This window comes from Paenibacillus sp. MMO-177 (genome assembly GCF_037147795.1).
In the GTDB taxonomy this organism is placed as follows: Bacteria; Bacillota; Bacilli; order Paenibacillales; family Paenibacillaceae; genus Pristimantibacillus.
Genome location: NZ_JBBCUR010000005.1, coordinates 14,763 through 40,739, shown reverse-complemented (window position 1 = coordinate 40,739; position 25,977 = coordinate 14,763). Strand labels below are relative to the sequence as shown.

At 48.7% G+C, this 25,977-nt stretch carries 29 protein-coding genes and 1 pseudogene; 16 read left to right on the top strand and 14 right to left on the bottom strand.

Annotation, left to right across the window (positions count from 1 at the left end; all coding sequences use genetic code 11):
* Positions 1-229: 229 nt before the first annotated feature.
* The 4 genes from WFK81_RS18430 (at position 230) to WFK81_RS18415 (ending at position 2,981) form a co-directional block, all read left to right on the top strand.
* The gene (locus tag WFK81_RS18430) at positions 230-688 is read left to right on the top strand and encodes a DinB family protein (protein WP_336787860.1); all 459 of its coding nucleotides are present in this window, start codon (positions 230-232) and stop codon (positions 686-688) included.
* Between the two features lie 68 nt (positions 689-756).
* Entirely contained in the window at positions 757-1,374 is a 618-nt protein-coding gene (locus WFK81_RS18425) for a hypothetical protein (RefSeq protein ID WP_336787859.1), read from the top strand.
* A 97-nt stretch (positions 1,375-1,471) separates the two neighbouring features.
* On the top strand, positions 1,472-2,098 hold the full coding sequence (locus tag WFK81_RS18420; protein WP_127495988.1) for a hypothetical protein: 627 nt from the start codon (positions 1,472-1,474) through the stop codon (positions 2,096-2,098).
* Between the two features lie 109 nt (positions 2,099-2,207).
* Positions 2,208-2,981 carry a TetR/AcrR family transcriptional regulator gene (locus WFK81_RS18415; protein ID WP_336787858.1) on the top strand — a complete coding sequence of 258 codons (774 nt, stop codon included), beginning with the start codon at positions 2,208-2,210 and terminating at the stop codon, positions 2,979-2,981.
* 66 nt (positions 2,982-3,047) lie between these two features.
* Here WFK81_RS18415 and WFK81_RS18410 read toward each other — a convergent pair whose 3' ends face one another.
* Together WFK81_RS18410 and WFK81_RS18405 are read right to left on the bottom strand one after the other, a co-directional pair.
* Positions 3,048-3,836 carry an ABC transporter permease gene (locus tag WFK81_RS18410; protein ID WP_336787857.1) on the bottom strand — a complete coding sequence of 263 codons (789 nt, stop codon included), beginning with the start codon at positions 3,834-3,836 and terminating at the stop codon, positions 3,048-3,050.
* Positions 3,833-4,720, bottom strand: a complete 888-nt coding sequence (locus WFK81_RS18405) for an ATP-binding cassette domain-containing protein (protein ID WP_336787856.1) — start codon at positions 4,718-4,720, stop codon at positions 3,833-3,835. The genes WFK81_RS18410 and WFK81_RS18405 overlap by 4 nt, the downstream gene beginning before the upstream one ends.
* 198 nt (positions 4,721-4,918) lie before the next feature.
* Here WFK81_RS18405 and WFK81_RS18400 point away from each other — a divergent pair, with 198 nt between their 5' ends.
* Positions 4,919-5,242: a YtxH domain-containing protein gene (locus tag WFK81_RS18400; protein ID WP_336787855.1), complete on the top strand. Its 324-nt coding sequence runs from the start codon at positions 4,919-4,921 to the stop codon at positions 5,240-5,242.
* A 541-nt stretch (positions 5,243-5,783) separates the two neighbouring features.
* The gene (locus tag WFK81_RS18395; protein ID WP_336787854.1) at positions 5,784-7,862 is read left to right on the top strand and encodes a serine hydrolase domain-containing protein; all 2,079 of its coding nucleotides are present in this window, start codon (positions 5,784-5,786) and stop codon (positions 7,860-7,862) included.
* A 217-nt stretch (positions 7,863-8,079) separates the two neighbouring features.
* Here the strand turns inward: WFK81_RS18395 and WFK81_RS18390 are convergent, their stop codons facing one another.
* Positions 8,080-9,123: a zinc-binding alcohol dehydrogenase family protein gene (locus tag WFK81_RS18390; RefSeq protein WP_336787853.1), complete on the bottom strand. Its 1,044-nt coding sequence runs from the start codon at positions 9,121-9,123 to the stop codon at positions 8,080-8,082.
* A 126-nt stretch (positions 9,124-9,249) separates the two neighbouring features.
* On the opposite strand from WFK81_RS18390, the gene WFK81_RS18385 reads away from it, so the two are divergent.
* Positions 9,250-9,627, top strand: coding sequence for a winged helix-turn-helix transcriptional regulator (locus WFK81_RS18385; protein WP_336787852.1), 378 nt, complete (start codon positions 9,250-9,252; stop codon positions 9,625-9,627).
* A gap of 295 nt (positions 9,628-9,922) precedes the next feature.
* Here WFK81_RS18385 and WFK81_RS18380 read toward each other — a convergent pair whose 3' ends face one another.
* On the bottom strand, positions 9,923-10,711 hold the full coding sequence (locus tag WFK81_RS18380; RefSeq protein ID WP_336787851.1) for an alpha/beta fold hydrolase: 789 nt from the start codon (positions 10,709-10,711) through the stop codon (positions 9,923-9,925).
* 462 nt (positions 10,712-11,173) lie between these two features.
* Between WFK81_RS18380 and WFK81_RS18375 the strand changes: the two genes are divergently transcribed.
* Both WFK81_RS18375 and WFK81_RS18370 read left to right on the top strand, forming a co-directional pair.
* A complete protein-coding gene (locus WFK81_RS18375) occupies positions 11,174-11,584 on the top strand; it encodes a hypothetical protein (RefSeq protein ID WP_336787850.1) in 411 nt (136 codons plus the stop codon).
* An 18-nt stretch (positions 11,585-11,602) separates the two neighbouring features.
* Positions 11,603-11,827, top strand: a pseudogene (locus WFK81_RS18370) (phosphotransferase); the annotation flags it as partial.
* Positions 11,828-11,979: 152 nt separating this feature from the next.
* Here WFK81_RS18370 and WFK81_RS18365 read toward each other — a convergent pair.
* The 3 genes from WFK81_RS18365 to WFK81_RS18355 are packed head-to-tail and all read right to left on the bottom strand — an operon-like array spanning position 11,980 to position 13,683.
* Complete coding sequence (locus tag WFK81_RS18365; RefSeq protein ID WP_336787849.1) at positions 11,980-12,756, bottom strand: sigma-70 family RNA polymerase sigma factor; 777 nt, start codon at positions 12,754-12,756, stop codon at positions 11,980-11,982.
* Positions 12,753-13,193 carry an anti-sigma B factor RsbW gene (rsbW, locus tag WFK81_RS18360; protein WP_442956079.1) on the bottom strand — a complete coding sequence of 147 codons (441 nt, stop codon included), beginning with the start codon at positions 13,191-13,193 and terminating at the stop codon, positions 12,753-12,755. Before rsbW (WFK81_RS18360) ends, WFK81_RS18365 begins: the two co-directional genes overlap by 4 nt.
* A 37-nt stretch (positions 13,194-13,230) precedes the next feature.
* Positions 13,231-13,683, bottom strand: a complete 453-nt coding sequence (locus WFK81_RS18355; RefSeq protein ID WP_336787847.1) for a DUF948 domain-containing protein — start codon at positions 13,681-13,683, stop codon at positions 13,231-13,233.
* A gap of 118 nt (positions 13,684-13,801) precedes the next feature.
* Here WFK81_RS18355 and WFK81_RS18350 point away from each other — a divergent pair, with 118 nt between their 5' ends.
* The 4 genes from WFK81_RS18350 to WFK81_RS18335 are packed head-to-tail and all read left to right on the top strand — an operon-like array spanning position 13,802 to position 18,022.
* On the top strand, positions 13,802-16,474 hold the full coding sequence (locus WFK81_RS18350; RefSeq protein WP_336787846.1) for a CHASE3 domain-containing protein: 2,673 nt from the start codon (positions 13,802-13,804) through the stop codon (positions 16,472-16,474).
* On the top strand, positions 16,474-17,343 hold the full coding sequence (locus tag WFK81_RS18345; protein ID WP_336787845.1) for a CheR family methyltransferase: 870 nt from the start codon (positions 16,474-16,476) through the stop codon (positions 17,341-17,343). Before WFK81_RS18350 ends, WFK81_RS18345 begins: the two co-directional genes overlap by 1 nt.
* A gap of 14 nt (positions 17,344-17,357) precedes the next feature.
* Positions 17,358-17,768, top strand: coding sequence for an FGGY family carbohydrate kinase (locus WFK81_RS18340; RefSeq protein ID WP_336787844.1), 411 nt, complete (start codon positions 17,358-17,360; stop codon positions 17,766-17,768).
* 35 nt (positions 17,769-17,803) lie between these two features.
* A complete protein-coding gene (locus WFK81_RS18335) occupies positions 17,804-18,022 on the top strand; it encodes a hypothetical protein (protein ID WP_336787843.1) in 219 nt (72 codons plus the stop codon).
* Positions 18,023-18,060: 38 nt separating this feature from the next.
* Here WFK81_RS18335 and rsbW (WFK81_RS18330) read toward each other — a convergent pair whose 3' ends face one another.
* The 7 genes from rsbW (WFK81_RS18330) to WFK81_RS18300 form a co-directional block, all read right to left on the bottom strand.
* Complete coding sequence (rsbW, locus tag WFK81_RS18330) at positions 18,061-18,483, bottom strand: anti-sigma B factor RsbW (RefSeq protein ID WP_336787842.1); 423 nt, start codon at positions 18,481-18,483, stop codon at positions 18,061-18,063.
* Positions 18,484-18,485: 2 nt separating this feature from the next.
* On the bottom strand, positions 18,486-18,812 hold the full coding sequence (locus WFK81_RS18325; protein ID WP_336787841.1) for an STAS domain-containing protein: 327 nt from the start codon (positions 18,810-18,812) through the stop codon (positions 18,486-18,488).
* A 38-nt stretch (positions 18,813-18,850) separates the two neighbouring features.
* Positions 18,851-19,396 (bottom strand): hypothetical protein, encoded by a 546-nt coding sequence (locus WFK81_RS18320; RefSeq protein WP_336787840.1) that lies wholly within the window; start codon positions 19,394-19,396, stop codon positions 18,851-18,853.
* 82 nt (positions 19,397-19,478) lie between these two features.
* Positions 19,479-20,624 carry a fused response regulator/phosphatase gene (locus tag WFK81_RS18315; RefSeq protein ID WP_336787839.1) on the bottom strand — a complete coding sequence of 382 codons (1,146 nt, stop codon included), beginning with the start codon at positions 20,622-20,624 and terminating at the stop codon, positions 19,479-19,481.
* Between the two features lie 99 nt (positions 20,625-20,723).
* A complete protein-coding gene (locus WFK81_RS18310; protein ID WP_336787838.1) occupies positions 20,724-21,125 on the bottom strand; it encodes a general stress protein in 402 nt (133 codons plus the stop codon).
* A 46-nt stretch (positions 21,126-21,171) separates the two neighbouring features.
* A complete protein-coding gene (locus WFK81_RS18305) occupies positions 21,172-21,525 on the bottom strand; it encodes a DUF1328 domain-containing protein (protein ID WP_336787837.1) in 354 nt (117 codons plus the stop codon).
* Between the two features lie 9 nt (positions 21,526-21,534).
* A complete protein-coding gene (locus WFK81_RS18300; protein ID WP_336787836.1) occupies positions 21,535-22,287 on the bottom strand; it encodes a glycerophosphodiester phosphodiesterase in 753 nt (250 codons plus the stop codon).
* Positions 22,288-22,559: 272 nt separating this feature from the next.
* Here WFK81_RS18300 and WFK81_RS18295 point away from each other — a divergent pair, with 272 nt between their 5' ends.
* The 3 genes from WFK81_RS18295 (at position 22,560) to WFK81_RS18285 (ending at position 25,853) form a co-directional block, all read left to right on the top strand.
* Positions 22,560-23,525 carry a carbohydrate ABC transporter permease gene (locus tag WFK81_RS18295; protein WP_336787835.1) on the top strand — a complete coding sequence of 322 codons (966 nt, stop codon included), beginning with the start codon at positions 22,560-22,562 and terminating at the stop codon, positions 23,523-23,525.
* Positions 23,522-24,361, top strand: coding sequence for a carbohydrate ABC transporter permease (locus tag WFK81_RS18290; protein ID WP_336787834.1), 840 nt, complete (start codon positions 23,522-23,524; stop codon positions 24,359-24,361). Before WFK81_RS18295 ends, WFK81_RS18290 begins: the two co-directional genes overlap by 4 nt.
* A gap of 82 nt (positions 24,362-24,443) precedes the next feature.
* Entirely contained in the window at positions 24,444-25,853 is a 1,410-nt protein-coding gene (locus WFK81_RS18285; protein WP_442956075.1) for an ABC transporter substrate-binding protein, read from the top strand.
* Positions 25,854-25,977: the final 124 nt, after the last annotated feature.

Here is a 25,977-nt window from a genome sequence, read left to right as displayed (position 1 = left end):
TACGTAAACGCAAAACGTTATTCATGTTAACGCAATGTAAATTTTTTTGAGAGTTGTTAACCTTGTCCGGATGAATGTAATCCTCAATAGCAAGAGTGAGATTTTCCTCGCGAAATGAGGATGTATTAGATGAAGGAAGCTGAACGAAGCCTTACGTAAAAGATGAAAATGACGTTTACAGCCCTTATAATGAATACTGTTAAAGTTGATTCAGAGGAGAGATCATGAGATGACGAACATCAATGAGTTTATTGCAGGCTGGAAAAGCCACCGCAACGTCCTTCACGACATGCTGGCGGACGTGACAACAGAACAGCTGTCCTACAAGCCTTGGGAGAAAGGAATGTCGCTTGCAGAGCTTGTCCTGCATATTACCGGGGCGATGGATATGTTCGCGAAGACGGTACAAAACGGCGTTTATACGCCAGGGGCAAAGCCGGCTGCGCCAACAACAATCGAGGAACTGAAGACTGCCGTGGCAACAGCAACGGAACAGACGGAAGACGTTCTTCGTTCCCTTACGCCGGAACGGCTCGCGGCGCCAATCGATTTCTTTGGCAACTCGCTTCCGGGCCTCGCTCTGCTGCAAAATGCCAAAGACCACGAGATTCATCATAAAGGCCAGCTGTTTGTATATTTACGCCTGGCTGGTATCGAGAAGCTGCCGTTTTTCGTAAGCAAAGGCTAGGCTGTAAAAGTATAGCACTGGACGGTGCGAAGCGCCGGATGGTATGATGCTTGAGGGTGAATAACAATATGAATAATGATGTTACGAATGCGAATAATAACGAAAATACCGATAATACCGAAGTCTGGGACGCGCTTATGAAGACGATCTTCCAGAAAGGACTCGCGACTCTCAGACCGTTCTTCCCTCATGTGGAAGGTCTTATAGTGAACGATGAGAAGTTTGGACAGATCTTTATTTACCGCGTGACGAATGACTTCAAGAAAACGTATGACTGCGGCTTTTTCCTGCGCGAGCTGGCGGAACAGTTCCAGGATGGCGGCCGTGAGGCGGGCGAATGGATGGCTTCCTTCTTCTACGAGCTCATGAAGACGAACAAAGGCGGCAAAGAGCTGCCCGCTCCTCCAGAAAGCGAACAGAAGGAAGAAGAGTTTATCGATCATGTATTGTTCCCGCATTGCCTGAGCGCGGTCAGCGAGGAATTTGCGCCGCTTGCGATTACGGGCAACAGAGGGCTTGATGAGAACCTTACGCCTGTTCTTGAGCTCGGCTTCAAGGATGTTCCGGAAGAGAAATGCGTATTCCCGATTCATTATCTTTATAAGATGATGCAATTGAACCGCGATCCTTCGGATACGATTCTTGTCCAATTGGCCAAGCTTCGCCAGAAGTATGGCGTAGAGTAAAGAAGATTGACGAACCGTCTCTTTGAGGGGCGGTTTTTCTTTTGGACTAGACTGATGATTTGTTGGAATGATATGATGATTACGGGTGAAGCGAATAATGAATAATGAGACGACAAACGAAGAGATCCAAGGCAATTCAGAGGAAGAAGCGAAGCAATTCGCTGAGCTTGTCAAGGCGGTCCAGCATAACGGCTTTGTCGCTTTGAGACAGCATTTCGAAGATGTTCAAGGGCAAGTATTGAACCAAGAGCTTTATGGTCCCGTGTTTGTTTACAAAGTAAAGGATGAATCCGGCAGCGATTACGTTTGCGGCTTTTTCCTTCGTGAGTTAATCGCGAATTTCCAAGCGGGCAACGAAGAGGCGACAGAATGGATGGCTTCGTTCTTCTACGAATTGATGAAGACCGAAGGGGGTAAGCCGCTTCCGCAGCCTCCTGCAAGCGAAGATGATGCCAAAGCTTTAATCGATAAAGTTCTCATCCCGCATTGCATCAAGTCTGTTGAAGACGAATTCCCCGAGGAGAAGGTACATGCAGGCCTTGCCTGGAACGAAGAGCTGAAAGGACCTGTATTCGAAACGGGTTTCCCGGCGATTTCCGACGGCAATAATGTTTGCGCTTTCTCTCTGCATCTCTTGTATACGCATCTTTTGATTAACCGAGACCCCGCGGAATTATTGCTCCGGGGATTGTATAAGATCCGCGAAGAGCATGGCATGGATTAGAAGAAACAGCTCCTTTACAGAGGGGCTGTTTTTTTTGCTCCGACTCAATGTATGATATACTGTTTATCAAGTACACAATTACGGCAAGGCCGGTATGGAGGATAATGGTATGGAGCATGGGGATGAGGAAGACGTATTAAAAAGCCTGCCGCGCGGGGTTGCATTGGCATGGGGGCTGGTAAAGGAGCCGCAGAGGGGACCAAAGCGCGAGCTGTCCATTGATCAGATTGTAGCGGCTGCAGTTGAACTTGCGGATAAGGAAGGTCTGCATGCTGTCTCGATGAGCCGGGTTGCGGCATCATTGGGTTTTACGGCGATGTCGCTGTACCGTTATGTGCAAAGCAAAGATGATCTGCTGCTGCTCATGCAGGAGTCTGTTTGCAAGCTTCCGGATCGGCCGGAGGAAGAAGAGGCGGATTGGCGCGAGGGGATGCGGCAGTATGTGCGGGATTGCATACACGTCTTTCTAAAGCATCCCTGGTATGCGGATATCCCGGTATCCGGCGTACCCCTAACTCCTCATAATCTGCTGTTTGTGGATTTGGCCTTGCGGCCGATGCGGAAGCTTCCGCTTAATGATTATGAGAAAATGTCTACCGTTCTGCTGCTGAGCAATTACGCGCGTTCCACCGGTCAGATTCAAAGAGACATGGTTCGGGCGATTGAAGGAGGGGCAAGTCCGGGCTCCTTCAGCGGCCTCGATTATACGAAGGCGCTTAAGATTCTCGTGAAGCAGGATCGTTATCCAGACCTGCAGCCGCTTATTGCATCAGGCGTATACACGGAGGAGAATCCCGCGGATAATCCGATCGGCAATGATTTCGATTTTGGCTTGGAGCGGATTCTGGACGGGATCGAGCATTATCTTGCATCCAAAGGTTAGATGAAAAAGCCAGCCATTTGATGACAACTCATCAGATGGCTGGCTTTTCTGTTTCAGGAAATCGGATTAACGGCGTCCGGCTTTTTTGCGGAAGGAGGAGATGCTCCAGATGAACGCAAGCGCCAAGATCAGCAGGCACCAGCCAACTGCCCACCAAGCACTGTTATCCAGCGGCGTACCCGTCAGCAATCCCCGTATCGTCTCGATCACCGGCGTAATCGGCTGATGGTTGGCTACGCCTTGCAGCCACGAAGGCATCGTATCCGTTGGCACAAAGGCGCTGGACAGATAAGGGAGGAACAGAAGCGCAAAGCCGTATCCGCTTTCTGCCGCCGGACTTCCCGCTACCAGGCCGATAGCTGCGAATAACCAGGTGAAGGTCAATATAAACAGGGTAATGACGGCAATCGCCAGCACCCATTCGATAAAGCCGGCGTTTGGCCGGAAGCCTACAAGCAAAGCGACTCCAATAACAACGGCAGTTGCAAACAAATTGCGGGCGAGACTAGCCGCGACATGACCGGTCACAACGCTTAAACTCTTGATCGGCATCGTCCGGAACCGGTCGATAATGCCATTGGTCATATCATTGGATACGTCAACGGCGGTGCTTGAAGAGCCAAATCCCGCGCAGAGCAAAATAATGCCGGGAACAACGTAATTCACATAATCACCGCTGGAATCGATTGCTCCTCCAAAGACGTACGTAAAGAGAAGCATCAGCATCACGGGAAGCATAATCGCCATAATCAGAGCTTCCGTATTACGCAGGCTGTGCCGCAGACTCCGGCCGATGAAGACAAGGTTGGTTGTCAGCATGGATGCCGGTTTTACAGGTTTCGTTGAAGCGATCATACGTGTTGCACCTCTTTCCCGTTTGTTGTTAACGCGACAAAAACATCGTCCATGCTAGGTCTGCGGATATGGACCCGTGTCCCGGGCGGAACCGAATGAACAAGATCGTTCAGCGTACGGCTTATATCGTGAATGCTGCCTGTTGTTGGTACCGTATGAATGACTTCATCATGGCCGTTTAATAATTCAATGACTTCTCCTCCGACACGTGCCTTTAATTGTTCCGCACTGCCGGATGCCACGATCCGGCCGCCATTTATGACGGCAATCTGATCGGCCAGCTGATCGGCTTCCTCCAAATATTGCGTAGTCAGAAAGATCGTTCTGCCTTGACTCGCCAGTTCGCTAATAATATCCCACAATGCCCGCCGGCTGACGGTATCCAGACCGGTAGTTGGTTCATCCAGAAAGATAACGGGGCGGTCGACCACAAGGCTGATGGCAAGATCCAGTCTTCGGCGCATGCCTCCCGAATAGGTTTTTACCCGTTTCTTTGCGGCGTGAGCAAGATCAAATGCCCGTAACAGCTCTTCCGTACGCGTTCGGGACTGTGCCGAAGAAAGTCCAGACAGCCTGCCGATCATGCGCAAATTTTCTTCGGCGGACAAGACCTCGTCCACAGCCGCGAACTGGCCGGTGAGACTGATATGCTGCTTGACCAGCTCCTGCTCGGTCTGGACATTGCAGCCTCCAACTAAAACCTTTCCGCCGTCGGGTGCAATCAAGGTAGATAAAATATGAATCAGAGTTGTTTTGCCGGCTCCGTTAGGACCCAGCAGGGCAAATACGGTTCCAGCCGGTACGGACAGGTCAAGTCCGCTTAATACGGTTTGTTTGCCGAAGCTTTTACGGAGCCCCGATACTTCAATCGCCATTGATTTCACAAAGCGCCTCATTTCTGTGTACATCGTACACTGATTATTGTATAAACAGTATATGACATAAACATAAAAAGATGCAATGATTTTTATTAAAAGAATGCGCACATACTTTGCTGTTTCAAAAGACCCGCAATGGTGTAATAGATAATACGAGATCGAATACGGTTTCGAATACGAGAACGGAATAAAGGAGAGATAACTATGCCAAAGGAAAACACAGGTAGCGGTCTGCTGGTAGGTACAATTGTAGGGACAGCGGTTGGTGCTGTCGGGGCGCTTCTGCTAGCGCCGAAAACAGGTGTGCAGCTGAGGGAGGATATCTCGAATAAGTTCCAGGCACTCAGCCAGCGTACTCAGGAACTTGCTTCCACGGCGAGGGATAAAACGAAGGACGTTCTGTCCAGCGTAAGGGAAGAAGCGTCGGATTTGACGGATAGGGCGAAGAAATCCAATGAGCATGTCATGGATGCCTTCAGCTCCGCCAAAGACGATATGAAAGACAAGATGAAGTCGTCGGCTAATTAGAAAAACATAAAAAATAGCGTTGCAACTTGCAACGCTATTTTTTATGTTCGACTCTGAAGGAAAAGATTTTTCTCCGTAGAAAATATAGATTCTCAGTGTGTTGTAACTTAAGTAAATAAATGAAGTTCTGCATTTTATTAAAGTTGACTAGAATAGAGGTTGTCTCAAAAAAAGGATTAGACTGAAAAGTAAAGGGTTAGACAGTAAAATAAAGTTTCAGACCACTATAAAGAGTTGGTCGGGCGAAACGTATCGTACAGGATCCGTTACGGGCGCGCCGCTGAGTGTTAGCGGGACAAATTGCGCATTGCTTGGAAATGGCATTATACTCCCCCTACACGATAGGATAAAAGGGTAAATGGACCGCTGCTTGCCCAACTGGATTTGAAATTACAAGAATTTATTCCAAATTAAAGGAACTTTTGAGAAGGTTTAACGTAATACCTGTGACTACGATTATAAGCTCATGCTTACGTAGTAAGAATCATCACAAATGACCTGAACATAGCCATTTGTGTGATAATTCTTTTTAGGAGGTATTATGAGAACTAGAAGATTGTTTCTAATGCTGGCTATAGTGACATTGATGTTGTCGATGCTGGCGCCGGTGGGCGTAGTGGCAGCCGATCCGGGCAAGGGGCTACTTTCTTATGAGGATACCCGGAAGACCGCATCCGAGAAAGCTTCGCTCCTAACGGGCCAATACGGGACAACAAGCGTCCAATACGCGCTGATCGATCAAGGGAAGATCGTTGTCTCTGGTCAATCCGGCATTAACGATGCTGCTGGAAAGAAGCCATTAACTGCTGGAACGATGTACGGCATCGGCTCGACAAGCAAAATGTTCACGGCGGCAGCCGTGATGAAGCTGGTGGACGCAGGAAAGATTAATCTGGATCGACCCGTCGCGGAATACGTCTCCGATTTTACAATGAAGGACGACCGATACAAGCAAATAACTCCCCGTATGCTGCTGAATCACTCTGCCGGTTTTAACGGGTCATCACTGACGAATGCATTCTTATTCTCGGATAACGATACTTACGCGCACGATACGCTTCTTAAGCAACTGGCTGAACAGCAATTAAAAGCTGAGCCTGGCGCCTATTCGGTCTATTGCAATGACTGCTTTTCTCTAGCAGAAATTTTAGTTGAAAGAGTAAGCGGTACCGATTTTACGTCCTACATCCATCAGAATTTTACCGAACCTCTGGGGATGATGAATACGAAAACACCTCTGGATCACCTAAATACATCCCAGTTTGCTGCACTTTATTTCCCTAATTCCCAAACTCAACTTCCAAGAGAAACGGTCAACGCTATTGGAACGGGAGGAATCTATTCCACGGCGGAAGATTTAGCTCGATTCTCTCAGATTTTTACCGGGCAAGCTGCAGGCATACTATCATCAGGCTCGGTAAATGCGATGGCGCAAGCCGAGTATAAGAAGGGCCTCTGGCCGAAGGATGCGGATACCGTGGTCAATTATGGCTTGGGCTGGGACAGCGTCAACATGTTCCCGTTCGGCGAATATGGCATCCAGGCACTGACCAAGGGCGGAGATACGATTCTGTATCACGCGTCGCTAGTCGTTCTTCCCGGAGAAAACATGGCTGCGGCCGTGTTGTCATCAGGAGGCTCCAGCACAACCAATCAGCTGCTGGCCAACCAGATTCTGCTCCATGCCTTGAAGGAAAAAGGGACCATAGATGAAATTAAGGCCGATAAGTCATACGGAGCACCTGTTAAAGCTGACATGCCAGCGGAATTGCTGGATTCTGCAGGGGTGTATGGTGCAACGAATCAATTACTTACTGTTAACATTGCAAAGGGCGGGGAGTTGTCGATCGCGACGCCTCAAGTTCCAAATTATCCGGCAGAGAAATACACGTATTCCGCAGATGGCTCATTTATGAGCGCGGACGGAAACGTGAAAATTAATATCGTCAAGGAGAACAACGGCCGTACCTACTTGTGGACTCGTCAATATCTATCGTTACCGGGACTCGGACAGCTAGCCTTATCGGTATATGCTGCCGAGAAGCTCAAACCTAACGATGTCTCTGAAGAGGTACTTCATGCATGGAAGGAACGGGACGGTAAACGTTATTATGTCATTAACGAGAAATATACTTCCGTCGCCTTATTGAGCCTCGGCTCCATACAAGTTCAATTGTTTAAGGAAGCACCTGGTTACGTTATAGACCAGAGAATTACGGGTCTGAATACAGCTGTCGCTGACCATCAGATTCCTACGACAGGCAGCAGAGACGTTACGCCGCTTGATTTCTACGAGCAAGATGGCGTTGAGTACCTTCGTTATGGGGGAAGCCTTTTAGTAAGCGAAGATGCTTTGAAGCCGATCTACACGGGCAAACACTCTTCAACGACCATTCAGGCAAGCGGTTATGCCAAGTGGTACTCGATTCCGGATCGTGCCGCCGGCAAGACCATGACGGTAACATCTACTTCCAAGGGCTCATATGCCGTGTATGACGAGAACGGAGCATGCGTCGGTCTTGGTATCGTCAAACCAGGCAAAGCAACTGTACTTCCTAAGAATGGCACCATTATGTTCGCGGGCGAGTCAGGAGCGAAGTTTGAAATTGCGTTGAAATAAGGTAATAGTATTACGTTTTAACGTTAACGAATTCGATGCTAGTTCATTAAGCTATGGAGAACATTAGTTCAACGTACGAAGAAGCAGCCGGCTATCCGCAGCTGCTTCTTTTTAATTAAGAAAGGGCCATTAAGTTCCAATATGTGGTAGTATATTGGCGAGTGAAGGCTGTAGATTTAGGGCGGAAAAAAAGGAAACGTACCTTTTCTTTGTAGTATCAGAAGTTTTCTAAAACAATTTTTCCAATGGAACGTCCAGTTTCCAACTTCTCATGTGCTAAACGTAGGTTTGCTGCATTAATGGGTTCTAGTCGTTCATTTAACGTAGTTTTTAATTTTCCATCATCGATTAAGTCCGCCAGGTTATTCAGCAATTCGTGTTGTTTAATCATGTCGTTGGTATGAAACAAGGACCGTGTAAACATCAACTCCCATACAAACGTTATACTTTTAGAAAATAGCAAGTCCATCTTCAAGCTTCCTGCCCAGGTAGCCTTATCTGCAGGAACGATACAACAAATTATACCTTGGGGGGTAATGACCTCCGCCATATCCGCTAGATGTTGTACAGTATCATTCAAGCAAAAGATATAATCTACGTTGTCTATACCAAATTCCTTGAGCTGAGGTTGAAAAGGGGTGTTGTGGTTTATTATAAAATCCGCACCTAGACTTTTGACCCATTGAGTTGACTCTGGTCGCGAAGCAGTACCGATGACAGTCAAACCTGCTAATTTGGCAAGTTGAATGGCAATCGATCCTACTCCTCCAGCTGCACCGATAATAAGTATACTTTTGTTTTCATTTGCGTTTAGGCTAACTCCTAAACGATCAAATAGGCCCTCCCATGCAGTTATCGAAGTAAGCGGTAATGCGGCGGCGGCGGCGAAATCCAAACTTCTTGGCATATTTCCTGCAATCCGTTCATCAACCAAATGAAATTCACTATTACTGCCTGATCGAGCCACACTGCCCGCATAATAGATCTTGTCCCCAGGTTTAAATAATTGACAGTCAGGACCAACTTGTTCCACGATTCCAGCAGCATCCCAACCAAGAATTTTCGGTGATTCGGCTTCGTAGTTATGTTTTTCGCGAACACCTACGTCTGCAGGGTTGACAGAGATTGCTTTTACATTTACAAGCAAATCGCGGCCTGTAGGTTCCGGTTTATCCAAATGCAGATCAATAAGGCTATCCGGATTGGATATTGGGAGGTATCGGTAAGCACCGACCGCTTTCATTTTTTGGTGAGTATTCATGGATATCAATCCTCTCAAATGGGAAATGTTGTACAGTTGCATTGTAAGTCAATTCGATTACTTTAAGTAAGTACGCATATTTTTATGATATAGTATTAAAAATCAAACCTTTGGGGTGATAAGCTGATGGGTGACCGAAGAAATAAATATGGCGTGAGTCCGGATATGCAAGCATGTCCGGTTGAAACAACGCTGGATGTTATTGGTGGAAAGTGGAAGGGGATTATTCTCTATCAGCTCCTGGACGGAACGAAAAGATTCAATGAATTCAGGCGCCTCAATCCGGGAATTACGCAGTTTATGCTCACATTGCAGTTAAGAGAGCTTGAACATGATGGCATCATTCATCGAGAAATATATAAAGAGGTTCCGCCAAGAGTAGAATACTCCCTTACTGATTTCGGAAGGACTTTGGAACCGGTCATTATGTCGATGAAAGCATGGGGGGAATCTTATAAAGTGCGGCTTGATGAAAATCGAACGATACTAGGGGAGGAGAATTAAAGGCAAGTTGAAGCTTGAGACAAGGCTGGATGAGCTCTTGGAGCAAATCCCCCATGTGAAGAAATTCTGGACATAAAAGGCATTGGTCGTAGTGCCAGGGAACGCAGCGTTTCAATCAACTTCGTCGCAGTCTGCCTGGTATACGTGGGGGAGATACAATCCCGATGAAGATTCACATTCATTTACAGAATTCAGCTCTCCATGATTGTTTGCAAGTAGGTATTGTATTTCGATCAGGAAACGATAGCTTAAGAAAATACGACGGCAGCTGACTGGTCAGCTGCCGTTTTATTCATTAATTCATTACAGTGAATTTCCGAAGTAACTCATTGAACTTGTCGCGTTCTTCGTAGAACGAACCGTGGCCGCTGTACATGAACGGCACGAGCCGTGAATGGGGGATTTTTCGATGCATCTCTTCTGCCTGGCTGAATGGAATAACCTTGTCGTGTATGCCATGTACGATCAGTGTCGGCACTTTGATGCTTGGCAGGTCGGCATTCAGATCGAAGTCGCGCAGCATGATGATGATCGCGGCCGTTGACCAGCCGGCAGCTTGCATGCCCATCTGGTTGAACCAGTCTGAGAATGGTTTTGTAATGTACTGGAAAAAGAAAATGTCAGTTACGCCGCGGATCATATTTGCCCGGTCGTTCAACGTTTGTTTCAGCAGCTGCGCTGCAGTCTCTTTGGTGAAGCCCCTAGGCGCTGCCGCGTCTATTAACACGAGCTTGGATACGTCTCCGCCATTGTAACGCACCACGTATTTGATAGCTATTGCGCCTCCGGTCGAATGTCCGACGAGCACGAAATCTTTCAACTGTAGCGTGTCAACAACTGTGCGGATATCGTCCGCAAGCCGCTCTAAAGTATAACCGTCATAGGGACGATCTGACTTACCGAAGCCGCGCCAGTCGATACCGATGCAGCGAAACCCTGCGCTCGGCAGTACATCGAACTGATACTCGAACTGGTCATGGCTGAGCGGCCAGCCATGAAGAAACACGATCGTCTTGCTTCCTCCCGGGTTGATGTCCTCTACGTAGAGCTTTACGCCTGGCTCTACCGTTACGTAATATCCCACTGTGGTTGCCTCCGTGAATCAAAATCCTTTCTCGATAGAATACGCGACACGCGCCCAAACGTGATCTGAACAAGACCGTAATTCTTAGCTGACGCTTTTTACCGAAGGATATTGCTGCCTTTGTTCAACGATAGGGCAGGATACTTCCAATATGTGCTAATATATAACTGCATGTTTAGATAGTCAGTCTAAAAAAACATAGAAAACGTGCGGCGAGGACCTGAGAAATTGAAAGCATTTGGTTTTCAACATACGTACGACTGGACTACAAATTCCAACGTGGACACCATCACCAAACGCATGTAGATTCAGTTGAACAGAGGATTGGTTTCTTAGATAGCTTAATAAATACAGTTTGTCTTGAATACCAATACTATTAAGCTCCCTCGGGGAACGATAGTTGATAGTTCAATTAGTGATCTCGCGAACCTGGAAAGTTCTCGCCGCTCAAAGGAGGGTAAAGTGAAAAAAGGCATTTTTGCGTCTGCTGTAATTGGGATTATTATGCTTATCAGCCTAACAGTCTTTAATGTTGACAACTCAAACATAGCAAAGTTTATAAGGGAACTTAAGGGCCATGATCTTAAAGTGAAAGATATTACGAAAGAAGTAAATAAAGAAATGCCAAATTTGAATACAAAGAAGAACACGATTTTGTTGGTGGATGAAAGTGAGCGGATTTACATTGAAATCCCAGAGGACGTAGAAAAATCAGTTGAAGAAAAAATACCTCTATACACAAGTCCAGTAATAGATTTTACCGGAATACCGCATTTATATATAAAAGATAAACTGGTTGTAAGTTATTTCGGTCAGAATTTAAAACTGTTGGATGTATTGGAACAACTATTGGGTAAATCTCTTGTTAATTAAAAAAAATTAAGGTGACCCTGTCACAGGGACTTCTGGGTAACGAATCTTATCTATGCTGATGGGAATATCGCGCTTATCGATTGGGATACCAGTGGATGGGGTTATCTGGGCGAGGATCTCGCAAGTCTGATCGCGGATGAACCGGATATCGCAGAGGCTGATGACGAGAAGAGGAAGCATGTCCAAACTCTCCAAAAAATCTATGAAATGAAGCGTATGCCCTTAATTCTCACATCTGGTTAAATAGCCTGAACTAACGTCGGAACTATAGCTTCACCACGTGACAAAGCATCCGATATGGGAAACAGGCTGCTTTGTCATGTGTGAAGAAAATGCCCTAGATTTTCTTTTTCTTAAATGCATCGGCATTCTTTCGGTTTTTTACTTTATGACTATTAGCCCCCTTCGCTTTGCGGCGGGTGAAGAAGCTGTCTTAATTTATCAAGCGCGCGCTTCTGGAAGCGGGATACGCTCATTTGGGATACGCCAAGCTGATCGGCTATTTCCCGTTGGGATTGACCATGCTGATAGACGAGAACGAGTACCTTGCGTTCTTCATCCTTAAGCTGTGCCATGGCCTCGCTAAGAGCGAGCCGGTTATCGACAAGGCTGTATTTATCGCTGTTATCGCTAATGACATCGCCAATCGTCGCACTGTCGCCCTCGCTGGAAAGCGGGGTATCGAGCGAGACATATTGATAGGATTCGCGGGAAGACAAGACCTCAATGGTCTCCTCCACCGATAAGCCCAGATAATCGGCAATCTCGTCCATCTTGGGAGAGCGTTCGAGCTTGGTCGTCAGCTCATCGATGGCTTTTTGGACGAGCAGGCCTTTTTCCTTCATGTTTCGAGGCACCTGTATGTACCAGGACTTGTCGCGCAAATAGTTTTTCAGCTGGCCTATTACGCTTTTCATGGCATACCCTTCGAACGGGACGCCTTTGTCGCTGTCATACTGCTTGAACAGCCGCAGCATGGACATTTGGCCGACCTGATACAGGTCCTCATAAAGATCGGGGCGGTTTCTCGATATTTTCGACACGGCCATCCGGACCAATGATTCAAAATGCTGCAACAATGCCGTTGCGGCATCATTGCAGCTCATTTCCTTATATCTTTGAAGCAGATCAGCAATTTGATTCTGATTCAGGCAGGATGATTGTGATTTCATGCCATCTCCTCTTTCCTACCAAGTCGCTTGGTTAGAATCACCTCTGTGCCTAATTCCGAGCGGACCTCCACCTGGTCCATCAGAGCCTGCATCAGAAAAAGACCGAGACCGCCCACATTCGCGTCGATTAACGGCTTATGATGCAAGGGAGCATGGGCAATAACGGTTGGCTCGTAGTGAAAGCTGCTCCCGGAATCCTTGACCCGTATTTGAAAGGAGTCCTCCTCCGCTTCAAAGGTGACCTCGATAACCCCGAAATCCCCTCCGTTATAGGCATGCAGAACAACGTTGCTGCACGCTTCTGTAACGGCTACCTTCATATCTTCTATTTCTTCATAAGAAAAGCCTTCCTTGGCGGCAAGCCCCGACAGGGTCAGCCGCACGATATCAATATATTCGGCTTTCGCCGGTATAGTTAAGCTAGTCCATGGTTTCATCATTGTTCCCGTTCCTCTCCGCTAATCCTATTATAGCTTAATGTTGTTTGAGTTTTCTCCAAATCCTCAAGGTGGAGATGATGCCGTCCGCTATCGCGCCCGTTAGCTTTCCGCTGCTTGGCCGGGCGGTTCCGCTATCATAAACTTCCCGCTTGGCCTTGTTTTTGACTGTAGTAACTAGACCCGCGGCCGTTTCCTTCATTACGCCGGTAAAGCTGTGCAAGGTCTGGCCGATGTCATGCACGGTGGCGAATACGACGTCCAGCGAGCGGAGCTTCGTGCGGACGTCAAAGGTCATTTCATTGGTATTGTGAATCATTTCCTTCACGTCGCCGCTAATCTGGGAGACATCGGTTCGAAGCTCCCCGACCGTATTTCGCACTTCGTTTAAGGTTGCGGTTAACGCTTTAATGGTCTGAATAAGGAAAAACATCAGGATGACGAAAGCAACCGTAATGACGGCAATAACGATCTGAATGAAAATATCCATTACAATCACATCCTCTTTTTTTCTTTAAATACCCTAGAAATATGTAAATGAAACAGCCGTCTAATTGTAAATATAATGGTATACTTGATTTAAGAGATTAAGAGAGAAGGAGATTTCTATGCTGCGAGCACTCAAATTCAATATCAGAACCAAGATTGCAATCGGGTATTTCCTCATTCTTATCTGTTTAGGGGCTTCGATTGTAACGGTGACGGACCGCATAGAGGCACTGCAAAAAGAAGTCGAGACGATAACAACCCGGGACGTGGAGGTTCATAACCTGATTGCTTCCATTCAATACGATGCGATAAGCATGGAGACGGCCCAGCGCGGTTATATCATTACGGGTGAAGAAAGCTATCTGGATCCATACGATAAAGGAAAGTCTCAATGGGAAAGCAATTATAGCAGCTTGTACGCTTTTGTTTCCGATAATCCAAGCACGCAAAAACAACTAGAAGAGATTAAGCTGACCATTCAGGAATGGATCAACAAAGCGGCGGAGCCAACAATTGCGATGAAAAAGGATGGAAGAGAGGCTGATATTATCGCCTTCTTCCAGAATGACGTCGGCAAACAGCAGATGGACAACCTCCGTTCCAAATTCGATGCGATCGGAAATCAGGAGGTTCAGGCCACAAAGCTGCACATCATAGACCTGGAAAATAAAAACCGGATCCTCACCATTGGGATCTACCTGCTGCTGCTGGCCGCAACGATTATTTCGTTTATGATCGTTTCCTTTGTATCCGGCTCTATTGTAAAAACGATTAAGCAGGTTGTTGAGACCATTAAGGAAATTGCCTCTTCCGGCGGCAATTTGGCTACCCGGATCAAAGTCAATACGAGGGACGAGATCAAGGAGCTTGGGGATGCAACCAACGAGCTGCTTGCAAGCCTTGAGGCCAAAAACTGGATTCAATCCAAGGTTGCGGAAGTCGCAACCATGACGCAGGGCATTAACGATCTGCAGGTTCTGGCCCGCACCTTTCTGACAAAGGTAGCTCCGATGGTGAATGCCTCTTATGGCGTATTCTATATCCGTCGAGGGGCAGGCGATCAGCAGCGGTTGGAGAAGCTGGCTTCTTATGCCAGCACAGGCGAAGATGCAGGCAAGTCCCATATCCGGTTCGGCGAAGGATTGGCAGGGCAATGCGCGCTTGAAAAACGCGTTTTTCTCATCAATCAAACGAAGGACCACGCGCCTCTGATTTCAACCGGGCTTGTCGAGCTGGAGCCGAGAAGCATATTAATCATACCGGTTGAATACGAGGACCGGTTGGAGGCCGTAATCGAATTCGCTTCGTTAGAGTCTTTCACCTCTCAGCATCTGAAGCTGATGGAGGAGGTCGAAAAAGACTTCGGCATCGCGGTTAACAATGTAGCCGGACGCATGGAAGTCGAACGTCTGCTCAGCGAATCCCAAGTCCTGACCGAAGAGCTCCAGATGCAGCAGGAAGAGATGCGGATGACAACCGAGCATCTGGAGGAGCAATATCTGGTTGCCGAGCAGAAGACGAAAGAGCTCGAGAAAGCGAAGGAAGAGTTAGAGGATTATTCCGAGCAGCTGGAGAAAAGCTCGCAGTACAAATCCAATTTCCTCGCGAATATGTCGCATGAGCTTCGTACGCCGCTCAATAGCATTCTGATCTTATCCCAGCTGCTGGCAGAGAACGAAAATCGCACGTTAAATGAAGACGAGGAAGGTTACGCCAAAGTTATTCATACTTCGGGTACCGATTTGCTCAAGCTGATCGACGATATTCTGGATCTGTCGAAAATTGAGGCGGGTAAAGTGATTTTGACCGTGGACGAGGTTAATCTGACGGAAATTCCGGAGCTTATGAAGCTGACCTTTAACCCGATTGCGGAAAAAAGAGGAATTGGCTTTGCCATAGACATGGCCGAGAACCTTCCTGCCGTATGGTATACGGACGGGCAGCGCCTGCAGCAAATTTTGAGAAATCTGCTATCCAACGCCTTCAAGTTTACGGAGAATGGCTCCGTACAATTGGGATTTGACCATACGGATGACGGAATGCTTGCCATCTCCGTGAAGGATACGGGAATCGGTATTCCAAAGGACAAGCAGAAGCTGATCTTTGAAGCGTTCCAGCAGGTAGACGGCAAGACGAACCGGATTTATGGCGGTACGGGACTAGGACTGTCGATTTGTAACGAGTTTGTGAAGCTGCTTGGCGGATACATCCGGCTCGACAGTACCCTTGGCGAAGGAAGCTGTTTTACCGTATATCTGCCCATCCTCAGTCAAGAAATGGCGGATACCATTCAACTGGCCCAGCAGGAAGCGTCGGCGGCCATCGAGCTGACCGAGACGGTGCCGGTGCAGGAGAAACAGCAATCCGAGCAGCATGCTGTGGAAGAGGAGACCTGCAACAATGTGTTTGCCGGGAAAAAAGTACTGCTGGTAGAAGACGATGCGCGAAATGTATTTGCGCTCGTTAATGCGCTCGAGAACAAGAAGATGCAGGTAACCGTAGCTGGCAACGGCAGAGCGTGCATGGAGATTTTAAAGGAAAATAAAGATTTCGATCTTGTGCTCATGGATATTATGATGCCGCTGATGGATGGCTTTGAAACGATGCGAGAGATGCGCAAGCAGCAGGAGCTTCAGGCGATGCCGATTATCGCGTTAACGGCCAAGGCGATGAAATCGGACCGGGATAAATGTCTGGAAGCCGGTGCTTCGGATTATATCAGCAAGCCATTACAAATGGATCAGCTGTATTCGCTTATGCAAGTATGGCTGACGAAACAGGTGGGGAATTAATGGACGATCTGCAGCACTTTGAATTACCGGATCATACGCTCGATGAACTGCCGGCCAACGAATGGGAAGATATTGAAATCGAGCTGCTGATAGAAGGACTGTTCCGTGCTTACGGTTATGATTTCCGTCATTACTTGAGGTCCTCGCTCCGGCGGCGCATACGAAACCGGATGTGTATGGATGGCGTGCCTACGGTTACCGGACTGCTGAATAAGGTTCTGCATGAGCCGGATTACGTCCAAAAGCTGACCAATGATTTCTCTATTAAAGTTACGGAGATGTACCGGGATCCAAGCTTCTTCCGGGCATTTCGCGAACGGGTTGTTCCGCTGCTTGGCAAACTGCCGGAAATCCGGATTTGGCATGCGGGCTGTTCAACGGGCGAAGAAGTGTATTCCATGGCTATACTGCTGCAGGAAGAAGGACTGCTCGGGAAGGCGAGAATTTATGCGACCGATATGAGCGAGCGTGCCATCGAGCAGGCGAAGGAAGGGAAGTTTCCGCTGAAGCGGATGCAGGCTTTTACCAAAAACTATTTGCAGGCAGGCGGAACAAAGGAATTCTCGGCTTATTATACGACTGACCGGGATTATGCGATATTCGACCGTTCTCTGGCGCAGCATATGATGTTCGCCCAGCATAATCTGGCAACGGACAGCACGTTTAATGAATTTCATGTCATTCTATGCCGCAATGTCATGATTTACTTTAATCCCGAGCTGCAGGACCGCGTCCACCGGCTGTTTCATGACAGCTTGACCGAGTCGGGGATATTGGGACTTGGCAGTATGGAATATTTGATAGCCCCGTGGAAGCAGCATTATGAGGAGCTTGCCGACGGCGAGCGGTTGTTTGTGAAAAAGGATTAAGGGAGTTCGAAAGAATGAGCGTATTGCTTGGAATCGATATCGGGACTTCAAGTGTGAAGTCTTTGCTCATGAATGCAGAGGGCAGCGTTCTGGGCTTCTCGCAGCTGGAATACGATATCAGCATCCCGGAGTCCGGACATGCGGAGCAGGATCCGGAAGTCTGGTGGGATCTCGTTTGCCGGACTTCAGCGCTTGCGCTCAAGCAGGCGGACATTGAGCCGAGCCGGATTAAAGGAATTGGTCTATCGGGACAGATGCATGGCCTAGTTGTTCTTGATCGTCATCATAACGTGATTAGACCGGCTATCATCTGGTGCGACCAGCGTTCTACGGAGCAAACCAAAGAGGTCAATCGCTGGTTCTCCCGGGAGGAGCTTGGCGAATCGGCGGAGGCGCCAAAAGCCAGCTGTGGAAGCAGATTTTAGCGGACGTATTGGGCAGCGAAGTACATGCGAGCACTATGAAAGAGCAGGCTTGCGTGGGAGCTGCGATGCTGGCCGGCGTAGGCATCGGGTTGTATGCCAATCTTGAGGAGGCAGTAGCCGCCGTCGTGCATATTCATGAAGAGCCAATCCGGCCAATGCTTGAACATAAAGAGATTTACGAAAAGCAGTACGAGGTATACAAACAGTTGTATGACCGAAACAAGGATCTATTTCCGATTGTGGGCAGTGCCTAATGCTGCAAAAAAGACCGGCGAGCATTCGCCGGTCTTTCTTATTCACTGACATATTTCGTAAGAATCACTTCGGTACCGTTATCGCTAGATTGCACCGATACCTCATCCATAAGAGCCTCCATCAGATAAATGCCCAGGCCGCCAACCGGCAGCTCGCTGATTTCGATCCCTTGCAGGGGAGGGCTGCCTGAACCGATTTCGGAATGCTCGAAGGGAGGGCCGTCATTTTTGACCACAATCGTGATTCCCGCCTCGGAGGGCTGGAAGGTAACGTCAATGAGGCTGCCGTCTCCCTTCCCGGAGCTTCCATGCAGCACAGCATTCGTACAAGCCTCGGATACCGCGACCTTCATATCTTCGATGTCTTCATAGGAAAAATTCAGCTTGGACGCAATACCGTAGAGGCATACTCTTACGATATCGATATAATCGGCATTGGAGGGAATTTGTAATCGTATCATGATTATCCCTGTGTCCCTTCCGATAAATAACCGGATATGCCCGTCAAATCAAACAGCCGTTGAATCGAAGGCGGAATGTCTTGGACGGAGAAAGGCGCTTTAATGCCGTCACGGTATTTAAGCACGGATACGATAATGCCGATTCCCGTGCTGTCGATATATTTCAAATCGCGAAGATTAAGAACAAGAGCGCGGTCGGTCCGCTCCATAAGCGGTTCCAACGCGGCTCTAAGCTGAGTGACGACCGATAAGTCGAGCTCGCCGCCAAGCGATAAAATATAGCTTTCGTTTGTTTCTTTTTGCTCAATCTGGAATTGCTGAGACTTCATTTCATCCACTCCGATCATTAAATTCAGATAGTCCTCCGTTAGATAGAGGAGGTATGGTAATAAGCGATAGATTCAAGAGTCCCGGTATCGTAATTAATAAAAAGCTTCAGGACATTCTCCTGCCGTTCGTATACAATACCGTCCTCCGCTTTATAATCAGGCTTGCCGAGCGCCCGGGTTAACGCTTCGATCGAGACCGGAATTTCTTCGTCATCGATCCAGACGGTGCTTGCGCTGCCGCTAACCTTGATTTCATCCATGATGCCGTCACGGAATACGATGTCCATGTTTGGATATTCGTAGGTTTCCATTTCGGTTAACCATTCGTCGCGGGTGACTTGGACCGGATCGCCTAGCATACGCTCTACGGTTATTTTATCATCGTAAAGAGATAGCCCGTTGACGGATTGCAGCCTGAAGTCGGATACCGTGTAGTCCGCATGCGAGACGGTCGCCCACTCGGTTGCTGATGTTGCGGCCGTTGTCTGCTGTTCATGAACGGGATGAGGAAGAGACATGTAAGCAAGCGGCACGATGCCGATGATCCCTCCTGCAAGGTAACATGCTATAAATGCATTCTTCATGCGTTATCCCTCCAGCCTTATTCATTCGTCTTATTACTGAATTACCCGGGCATGGGGGAGGTGAAACAGTTTAAAGTAAAAATTATTTCGTATACAAGGTTACAAGGCAGATATCGTCCTTTTGCACGGTGCCGCTATCCTGCGGAATCATGGCAGCCACCAGCCCGGATGGATCTAATTGTTCATTATTTCTCATCAAATCGATTAACGTATCGTAGGAGGGTTCTTCACCCGTTATCGCAGCTATACCGTCGGTTAATCCGTCCGTATACAAGACGATTCCGGCATCCTTCTCATATTGAAGACGGCCTTTGCTTACCTTGAGCTTATTAAATAAACCAATAGCGCTGCAGCAAGGTTCAAGAAGGGCGGGCTTGCCGTCCAGGAACGCGATTCCAGGGGGATGGCCGGCATTGACGTATTCGATCGTCTTGTTCTCCACATCAAGCACCAAATAAATGGCGGTAAAATAGTAGTTCATCAGTTCATCCTTGATATGCAGCTGATTCATATATCGGTTAAGCTCATGCATCACCTGTTCCATATCGTTCATGCGCGTTATCGTATCCCGAAGCACGGACGAGATGTACATGCAGACAAGGGAAGAGGAAATGCCATGGCCCATCATATCCAGAAGGATTACGCCATAACGGTTCTTGTCAATCCTGTACCAGTTGTAGAAATCGCCCGCCAGCTCCGAAGAAGGCTGGTAGGCCGCATTAATCCGCACATTCTCATCGTCAATCTCCGTGCTGAGCACGCTAAGCTGTACCTGCTTGGCCAGCTCCAGATTATATCTCATATTTTTGTCGCGTTCTTTGTGACGGTCTATCTCTTGCTTCAGCCGCATCGCCGAACGGATACGGGCAAGCAGCTCCATCCGGTTGATCGGCTTCATGACGTAATCGCTGGCTCCGGCATCGAGGGCTTCGGCCATTTTGTTCGAATCGCCAACCGCGGTTACGAATATGATGGGAATGTCTTTGTAACGGCAATCCCGCAACACCGTTCGGCATGCTTCAATACCGTCGATGTCCGGCATCATCATATCCATCAGAATCAGTTCGACGTCCAGGTCTGCTGCAGCTGCGGAGCCTCCTGTGCCAAGCATATCGTAAAGCTCATGGGCTGACGAGGCCGTTAATAGATTCCGATAACCGGCCTTATTCAGGATGGTCTGTATGATAAGCTGGTTGGTCGCGTTATCGTCAACAATGATAATACTCATCCGGGAGCACTCCTTTCTCTGTTCCTATTCTTTTAACACTATACCATAGATCAAAGACCTACCCGTAGGAGTAGGTCTTTTGATTTTGGAAATGTTCGGTTATAAACGATATTCCGGATAATAGTAGACGGAGGAGTCGTATTCGTCATCCTTGTATTCCTTGCCGCCCCAGGCGATAACCAGAATTTTATCCCTGTCCATCTCTTTCTCCAGATGCTCCGCGTATTGCTTCGAGATCCCTAGCGATCTCATCTTGGCGCGAAGCTCATCGCCGGTAGAGCGGAAGATGTTGGCGATAGCCGTTCCGACGCCTTCGGCGGATACGCTGATTTGCTCGGCATCGGTATTTTTGGCAATGCGTTCCGTGCGGTCCTTATCGTGAGTCAGTACAAAGATGTTCTCTCTCGCATAGCCGTCGCGTTCGAAGCGGTGAACCTGCTCTTGTACCTCCAGCATGTTGTTGACCGTGTGTACTCTTGTCGTCATGGTTTGAGTTGTCATTGTAATTCCTCCTCGATTTTTAATCAGTGTTTCCGGTGCATGTTGGTTATGCTCGTCTTCGTCCCAGTATCAGGGATGCGATAAAGAGGACAATGAAGACCACAAACAGGATTTTCGCAATGCCAGCGAGTGCGGAGGCGATGCCCAGAAACCCGAACAGGCCGGCGACGATTGCGAAGATGAAGAAGAGTAGAGCCCATCCTAACATATGAATCACCTTTCTTTCGATTGGTTTGCTTGCTTGTTTTGTCTGCCTTGCTTGTCTTGCTTGATAGGTACTTAACCACGATACGGGAAGGTGAAACATCTTCTTCCGCAAAAAATCTGCCAAGTATTTTACTTCATTAATAGTTAAATAAAAAACAGCCTGCAGGGAATTATCCTGCAGGCTATTTGACATGCCAAGCGATTAAAGACGATTAAGATGTTCGTTCAAGAGACCCGGAAAATCGGTAATGATGCCCGTTACGCCGATGGAAATCAGTTTGTCCCATTCGGCAGGATGATTAGCCGTGTAAGGATAGATTTGTAGTCCCGCGGCGATTGCGTCTTCGGTATCCTGGGCTCCGATATGGCCATGATGGGGATGAAGCGACCATACCTCCGTCTCCAGCAGCGCGGCGTACGAGGCATGATGGATGAGATCGGCGGCATAGAGCAATCCGATGCGGAGCTCCGGCTCAGCATGCTTCAGCCTTAGAAGCAGCTTATGGTCGAAGGAAGAGACAACGGTGCGCTCCAGACGGCCTTCGCCTCGGAGATAATCCAGCAGTACCTGATCGAGAAGGGCGCCTGCGGAATCCTTGACTTCTACATTAATTTCGATGTGCTTAGGAAGCAAATCATAGACTTCCTCGAGGAACGGAACTTTCTCCCCGGCAAACGAAGGGGAGAACCAGCTTCCCGCATCCGCTTTGCGGATGACCTCCGAATGCAGCGAGCGGATCGCTCCGGAGCCGTTTGTGGTCCGGTCCAGCGTATCGTCATGGCAGACAATAAGCTTGCCGTCCTCGGACAAGTGAATATCCAGTTCTACCATATGGCTGCCTTGCTCGGCAGCAAGGCTAAAGCTCGCAAGCGTATTCTCGGGTGCTTCTCCGGCTGCGCCCCTATGGCCAATTACAATCGGTCTGACTGCATGATTTTCTTTTTCCATCGACATTCTCTTATTCCTCCCAGTCGGGCTCCAATCAGATCCCATTGATCGCCCCTTTAGTTCGCCTTCATTATAGGTCGCGACGGTTAGCCTGTCCCAATCTGATTATAAATCTAAAGAAAATCTTTAGAAAGGCATCGTTTATTTTCAAGTAAGCGTTGTCACATTTCTTAATCTTAATAAAACGCTGACATAGGACTTACAAATGGTCGTTATCCTTGGACTTGCCAAGCCAAATCAGGCAAGACAATCTCTTGAAAGGGCGGTTGTAGTCACACATGAACTCGTCACTCTATTCAGACAAATCCAAGTCGGTCTTGTCTCCGGCATCCGCAGCTTCAACCGGCAGCCGCATTACCGCAGGCATGCTGAGAAAGATGCGGGAACAGCTGCTCGGTTACCTGTTTCTGGCGCCGAGCGTCGTTATATTCATTTTGTTTTTCTTTTACCCGATGATACGTTCAGTCTATCTGAGCTTTCAACTTACCGACCCCCGCGGCAGGGTCGCCGCCTATGCCGGCTGGGACAATTATTCGCGGATGATGGAATCGTCCGCTTTCTGGAACAGCCTTTGGATTACGGTCAAATTCACCCTGATGACCGTGCCTGCCGGACTGATCCTCGGCTTGCTATGCGCCAGTCTTGTCCATTCGGCAGGAAGAGGGAGCAAGCTGTTCCGCTTCATTTTCTCGATTCCGCTTGCTCTTTCCGTCGGAACGGCGTCCATACTGTGGATGATTCTGTATCATCCGTCTCTTGGCATGCTCAACTACCTGCTTGAACAAATTGGCTTCGGACAAGTCCAATGGCTGACCGATCCCGGCGCGGCGCTTGGTTCCGTCTCGCTGATGACCGTATGGATGAGCTCCGGTTTTCCTTTTGTTCTGCTGCTGGCAGCGATTCAGGGGCTGGACAATGACGTCATGGACAGCTCCCGGATTGATGGCGCCTCGATGTGGAGAACGTTCTTCTCGATCAAGCTTCCGCTGCTGTCCCCAACGCTTTTCTTCCTTGCGGTTGTGTCGATCATGAGCGCCTTCCAATCGTTTGGACAAATCAATATCCTTACCCGGGGCGGTCCGGCAGGTTCGACGGATGTGCTTGTATACTCCATCTACCGGGAAGCTTTTATTAACTACCAGTTCGGAACCGGCAGCGCGCTGGCCATCGTATTGTTCATCCTGATGCTCCTGCTGACGGCCGTACAATTCCTTGTCCTCGGAAAGAAGGTGCATTACCAGTGAAAGCTTTCAGCCATCCGCGCAGCCCATTCCGTTTATTCAGCCTTTACGGCCTGCTCATTCTGCTGTCGCTGCTAGTGCTGGGACCGCTGCTATACTTGCTCGCCCAAATCTTTATGACGCCGGACGAAGCAAGCCAATATCCGCCCAAGATTCTTCCCTCCGGCCTTTACACGGGGGAGCTGAAGAATGCCATTGATACCGTGCCGATTTTCGGCTTTATCATCAACAGCTTTGTTCTGGCCGTCGCGATTATGGTTCTTCAGGTGCTGACGGCGGCTCTGGCCGCTTACGCATTTGTCTACATACGGTTCGCCGGCAGCCGGTTATGGTTCGCTCTATTTATCAGTACCATGATGATTCCGTGGGAAGTGACGATTATCCCCAATTATTTGACGGTCAAAAGCTGGGGATGGCTTGATTCGTTCCAAGGACTTATCGTGCCGTTTGCGGCTTCGGCGTTTGGCGTGTTCCTGCTTCGCCAGTTTTTCATGCAGCTGCCGCGCGAGCTTTATGAAGCGGCGCGTATCGACGGCTGCGGGCATTTCCGCCACTTTATGTCCATCGTGCTGCCGTTATCCGGCCCGGCTGCCGCATCGCTTGCGGTGTACGTGTTCCTGAACGGGTGGAATCAATACTTGTGGCCGCTGCTCGTGACAAGCAGCGACGCAATGAGGACGGTCCAGATCGGAATCGCGATGCTCCAGTTCGAGGAGCTGACAAGCTGGAATCTGGTGTTATGCGGAGTGGCGCTTGTTCTGGTGCCGTCGTTTGTTCTGCTGGCTCTGGGCCTGAAGCCGCTTGTCCGGGGGATTACGGCCGGTGCGGTTAAGGGCTGAGCTTCTCATTTTTTATCGGGGTACTTGTCCTACAGGACTTGCCATATAGAAAACATTTATTTTAAGGGAGAGAAAAGAAACCATGGTTAAACGCAATTGGAAAATGGTATTGCCTGTGGCGGCTATGCTCGTGCTGCCTTTATCAGCTTGCGCATCGAATCCGAACAACGGAGGAAATGAACCGTCGCCAACCGTTTCGGCTTCCAATACGGGCACCGCGGCAAACGCTGGCGGAGCTTCCGCGGATCCTGCCAAAGAGCCTGTCAAAGTGGTCTGGTGGCATTCCATGAGCGGCGAGCTTGGCAAAGCTGCGGACAAGCTGGTCAGCGATTTCAACGCTTCGCATCCCGATATCAAGGTAGAAGGCGTCTTCCAGGGCACCTACGACGAGAGCTTGAACAAGCTAAAAGCCTCCATGGATTCGAAGTCCGGTCCTTCCCTAATCCAGGTGTACGAGATCGGTTCGAAATTCATGATCGATTCCGGCGCCGTTACGCCGGTGCAGCAGTTCATCGACGAGGAGAAATACGACTTGTCTTCGCTGGAGCCGAATATCCTCAAGTATTACACCTTTGACGGCAAGCAATATTCCATGCCTTTCAATACTTCCAATCCGATTCTTTACTATAACAAGGACCTGTTCGAAAAAGCCGGTCTTGATCCTAACAAGCCGCCTGCGACTTTCCAAGAGGTAGCCGACGATGCCAAGAAGCTGACGGGTAACGGAGTAACCGGCGCGTCCTTTGCGATCTACGGCTGGTTCATGGAGCAGCTGCTCGCTAATCAAGGCAAGGATCTGGTCAATAACGGCAACGGCCGCGAGAGCGCCGCTACGGAATCGCTCGTGAACCAGGATGCGGCGGTTAAGACGCTGAACTGGTGGAAAGGCATGGTCGACAATAAGTCCGTCCTGAATCTTGGACGCAAAACCGACGACACGAAAAAAGCGTTCTTAGCCGGCCAAATCGCGATGACGCTGGATTCGACGGCTTCGCTGCGCGGCATTGTTGACAGCGCGGCTGGCAAGTTCGAAGTGGGCACGGCGTTTCTGCCGAAGCCTGATGCTTCCTCCGAAGGCGGCGTTGTGATCGGCGGCGCAAGCAACTGGATTCTGAACAACAAGCCGGCTGAAGAGCAGAAGGCCGCTTGGGAATTCATCAAGTACCTGGCAGAGCCGGCCGTTCAAGCGGAATGGCATATCAACACCGGTTACTTCCCGATTACGACAAAAGCTTATGACGAGCAGATCGTAAAGGATAACCTGGCGAAGTATCCGCAGTTCCAGACGGCCGTTGACCAGCTCCATGCTTCTAAGCCAAGCACCGCAAGCCAAGGCGCCGTAATGGGCGTATTCCCTGATGCGCGTCAGACCGTGGAAGGTGCGATTGAGGAAGTGCTCACGGGCAAGAAGGATGCAAAGGCTGCGCTTGATAATGCAGCAAAGCAAATTACGGAAAAAATCGATACGTACAACAAGACGGTATCGAAATAACAATGCCAAGAACAGCTCTGGGAGCGATACTCCCAGAGCTGTTTTTTATTTGCGGAAAAAATAAGTTCAGAATTATCTGATAATATTGTTTCAACGAAACGATAGCTGGTTAAGTAATGACATG

Bases quoted from the DNA above. Each gene is read 5' to 3' on its own strand.
- WFK81_RS18320 (WP_336787840.1), bottom strand. From the start codon at position 19,396: ATGAAGAATGCATTTATAGCATGTTACCTTGCAGGAGGGATCATCGGC.
- WFK81_RS18390 (WP_336787853.1), bottom strand. From the start codon at position 9,123: ATGAATACTCACCAAAAAATGAAAGCGGTCGGTGCTTACCGATACCTC.
- WFK81_RS18410 (WP_336787857.1), bottom strand. From the start codon at position 3,836: ATGATCGCTTCAACGAAACCTGTAAAACCGGCATCCATGCTGACAACC.
- rsbW (WP_336787842.1), bottom strand. From the start codon at position 18,483: ATGATACGATTACAAATTCCCTCCAATGCCGATTATATCGATATCGTA.
- WFK81_RS18425 (WP_336787859.1), top strand. From the start codon at position 757: ATGAATAATGATGTTACGAATGCGAATAATAACGAAAATACCGATAAT.
- WFK81_RS18355 (WP_336787847.1), bottom strand. From the start codon at position 13,683: ATGGATATTTTCATTCAGATCGTTATTGCCGTCATTACGGTTGCTTTC.
- WFK81_RS18350 (WP_336787846.1), top strand. From the start codon at position 13,802: ATGCTGCGAGCACTCAAATTCAATATCAGAACCAAGATTGCAATCGGG.
- WFK81_RS18340 (WP_336787844.1), top strand. From the start codon at position 17,358: ATGAGCGTATTGCTTGGAATCGATATCGGGACTTCAAGTGTGAAGTCT.
- WFK81_RS18420 (WP_127495988.1), top strand. From the start codon at position 1,472: ATGAATAATGAGACGACAAACGAAGAGATCCAAGGCAATTCAGAGGAA.
- rsbW (WP_442956079.1), bottom strand. From the start codon at position 13,193: ATGAAACCATGGACTAGCTTAACTATACCGGCGAAAGCCGAATATATT.
- WFK81_RS18430 (WP_336787860.1), top strand. From the start codon at position 230: ATGACGAACATCAATGAGTTTATTGCAGGCTGGAAAAGCCACCGCAAC.
- WFK81_RS18295 (WP_336787835.1), top strand. From the start codon at position 22,560: ATGAACTCGTCACTCTATTCAGACAAATCCAAGTCGGTCTTGTCTCCG.
- WFK81_RS18365 (WP_336787849.1), bottom strand. From the start codon at position 12,756: ATGAAATCACAATCATCCTGCCTGAATCAGAATCAAATTGCTGATCTG.
- WFK81_RS18345 (WP_336787845.1), top strand. From the start codon at position 16,474: ATGGACGATCTGCAGCACTTTGAATTACCGGATCATACGCTCGATGAA.
- WFK81_RS18415 (WP_336787858.1), top strand. From the start codon at position 2,208: ATGGAGCATGGGGATGAGGAAGACGTATTAAAAAGCCTGCCGCGCGGG.
- WFK81_RS18310 (WP_336787838.1), bottom strand. From the start codon at position 21,125: ATGACAACTCAAACCATGACGACAAGAGTACACACGGTCAACAACATG.
- WFK81_RS18395 (WP_336787854.1), top strand. From the start codon at position 5,784: ATGAGAACTAGAAGATTGTTTCTAATGCTGGCTATAGTGACATTGATG.
- WFK81_RS18315 (WP_336787839.1), bottom strand. From the start codon at position 20,624: ATGAGTATTATCATTGTTGACGATAACGCGACCAACCAGCTTATCATA.
- WFK81_RS18335 (WP_336787843.1), top strand. From the start codon at position 17,804: ATGAAAGAGCAGGCTTGCGTGGGAGCTGCGATGCTGGCCGGCGTAGGC.
- WFK81_RS18400 (WP_336787855.1), top strand. From the start codon at position 4,919: ATGCCAAAGGAAAACACAGGTAGCGGTCTGCTGGTAGGTACAATTGTA.
- WFK81_RS18305 (WP_336787837.1), bottom strand. From the start codon at position 21,525: ATGTCAAATAGCCTGCAGGATAATTCCCTGCAGGCTGTTTTTTATTTA.
- WFK81_RS18285 (WP_442956075.1), top strand. From the start codon at position 24,444: ATGGTTAAACGCAATTGGAAAATGGTATTGCCTGTGGCGGCTATGCTC.
- WFK81_RS18300 (WP_336787836.1), bottom strand. From the start codon at position 22,287: ATGTCGATGGAAAAAGAAAATCATGCAGTCAGACCGATTGTAATTGGC.
- WFK81_RS18325 (WP_336787841.1), bottom strand. From the start codon at position 18,812: ATGAAGTCTCAGCAATTCCAGATTGAGCAAAAAGAAACAAACGAAAGC.
- WFK81_RS18385 (WP_336787852.1), top strand. From the start codon at position 9,250: ATGGGTGACCGAAGAAATAAATATGGCGTGAGTCCGGATATGCAAGCA.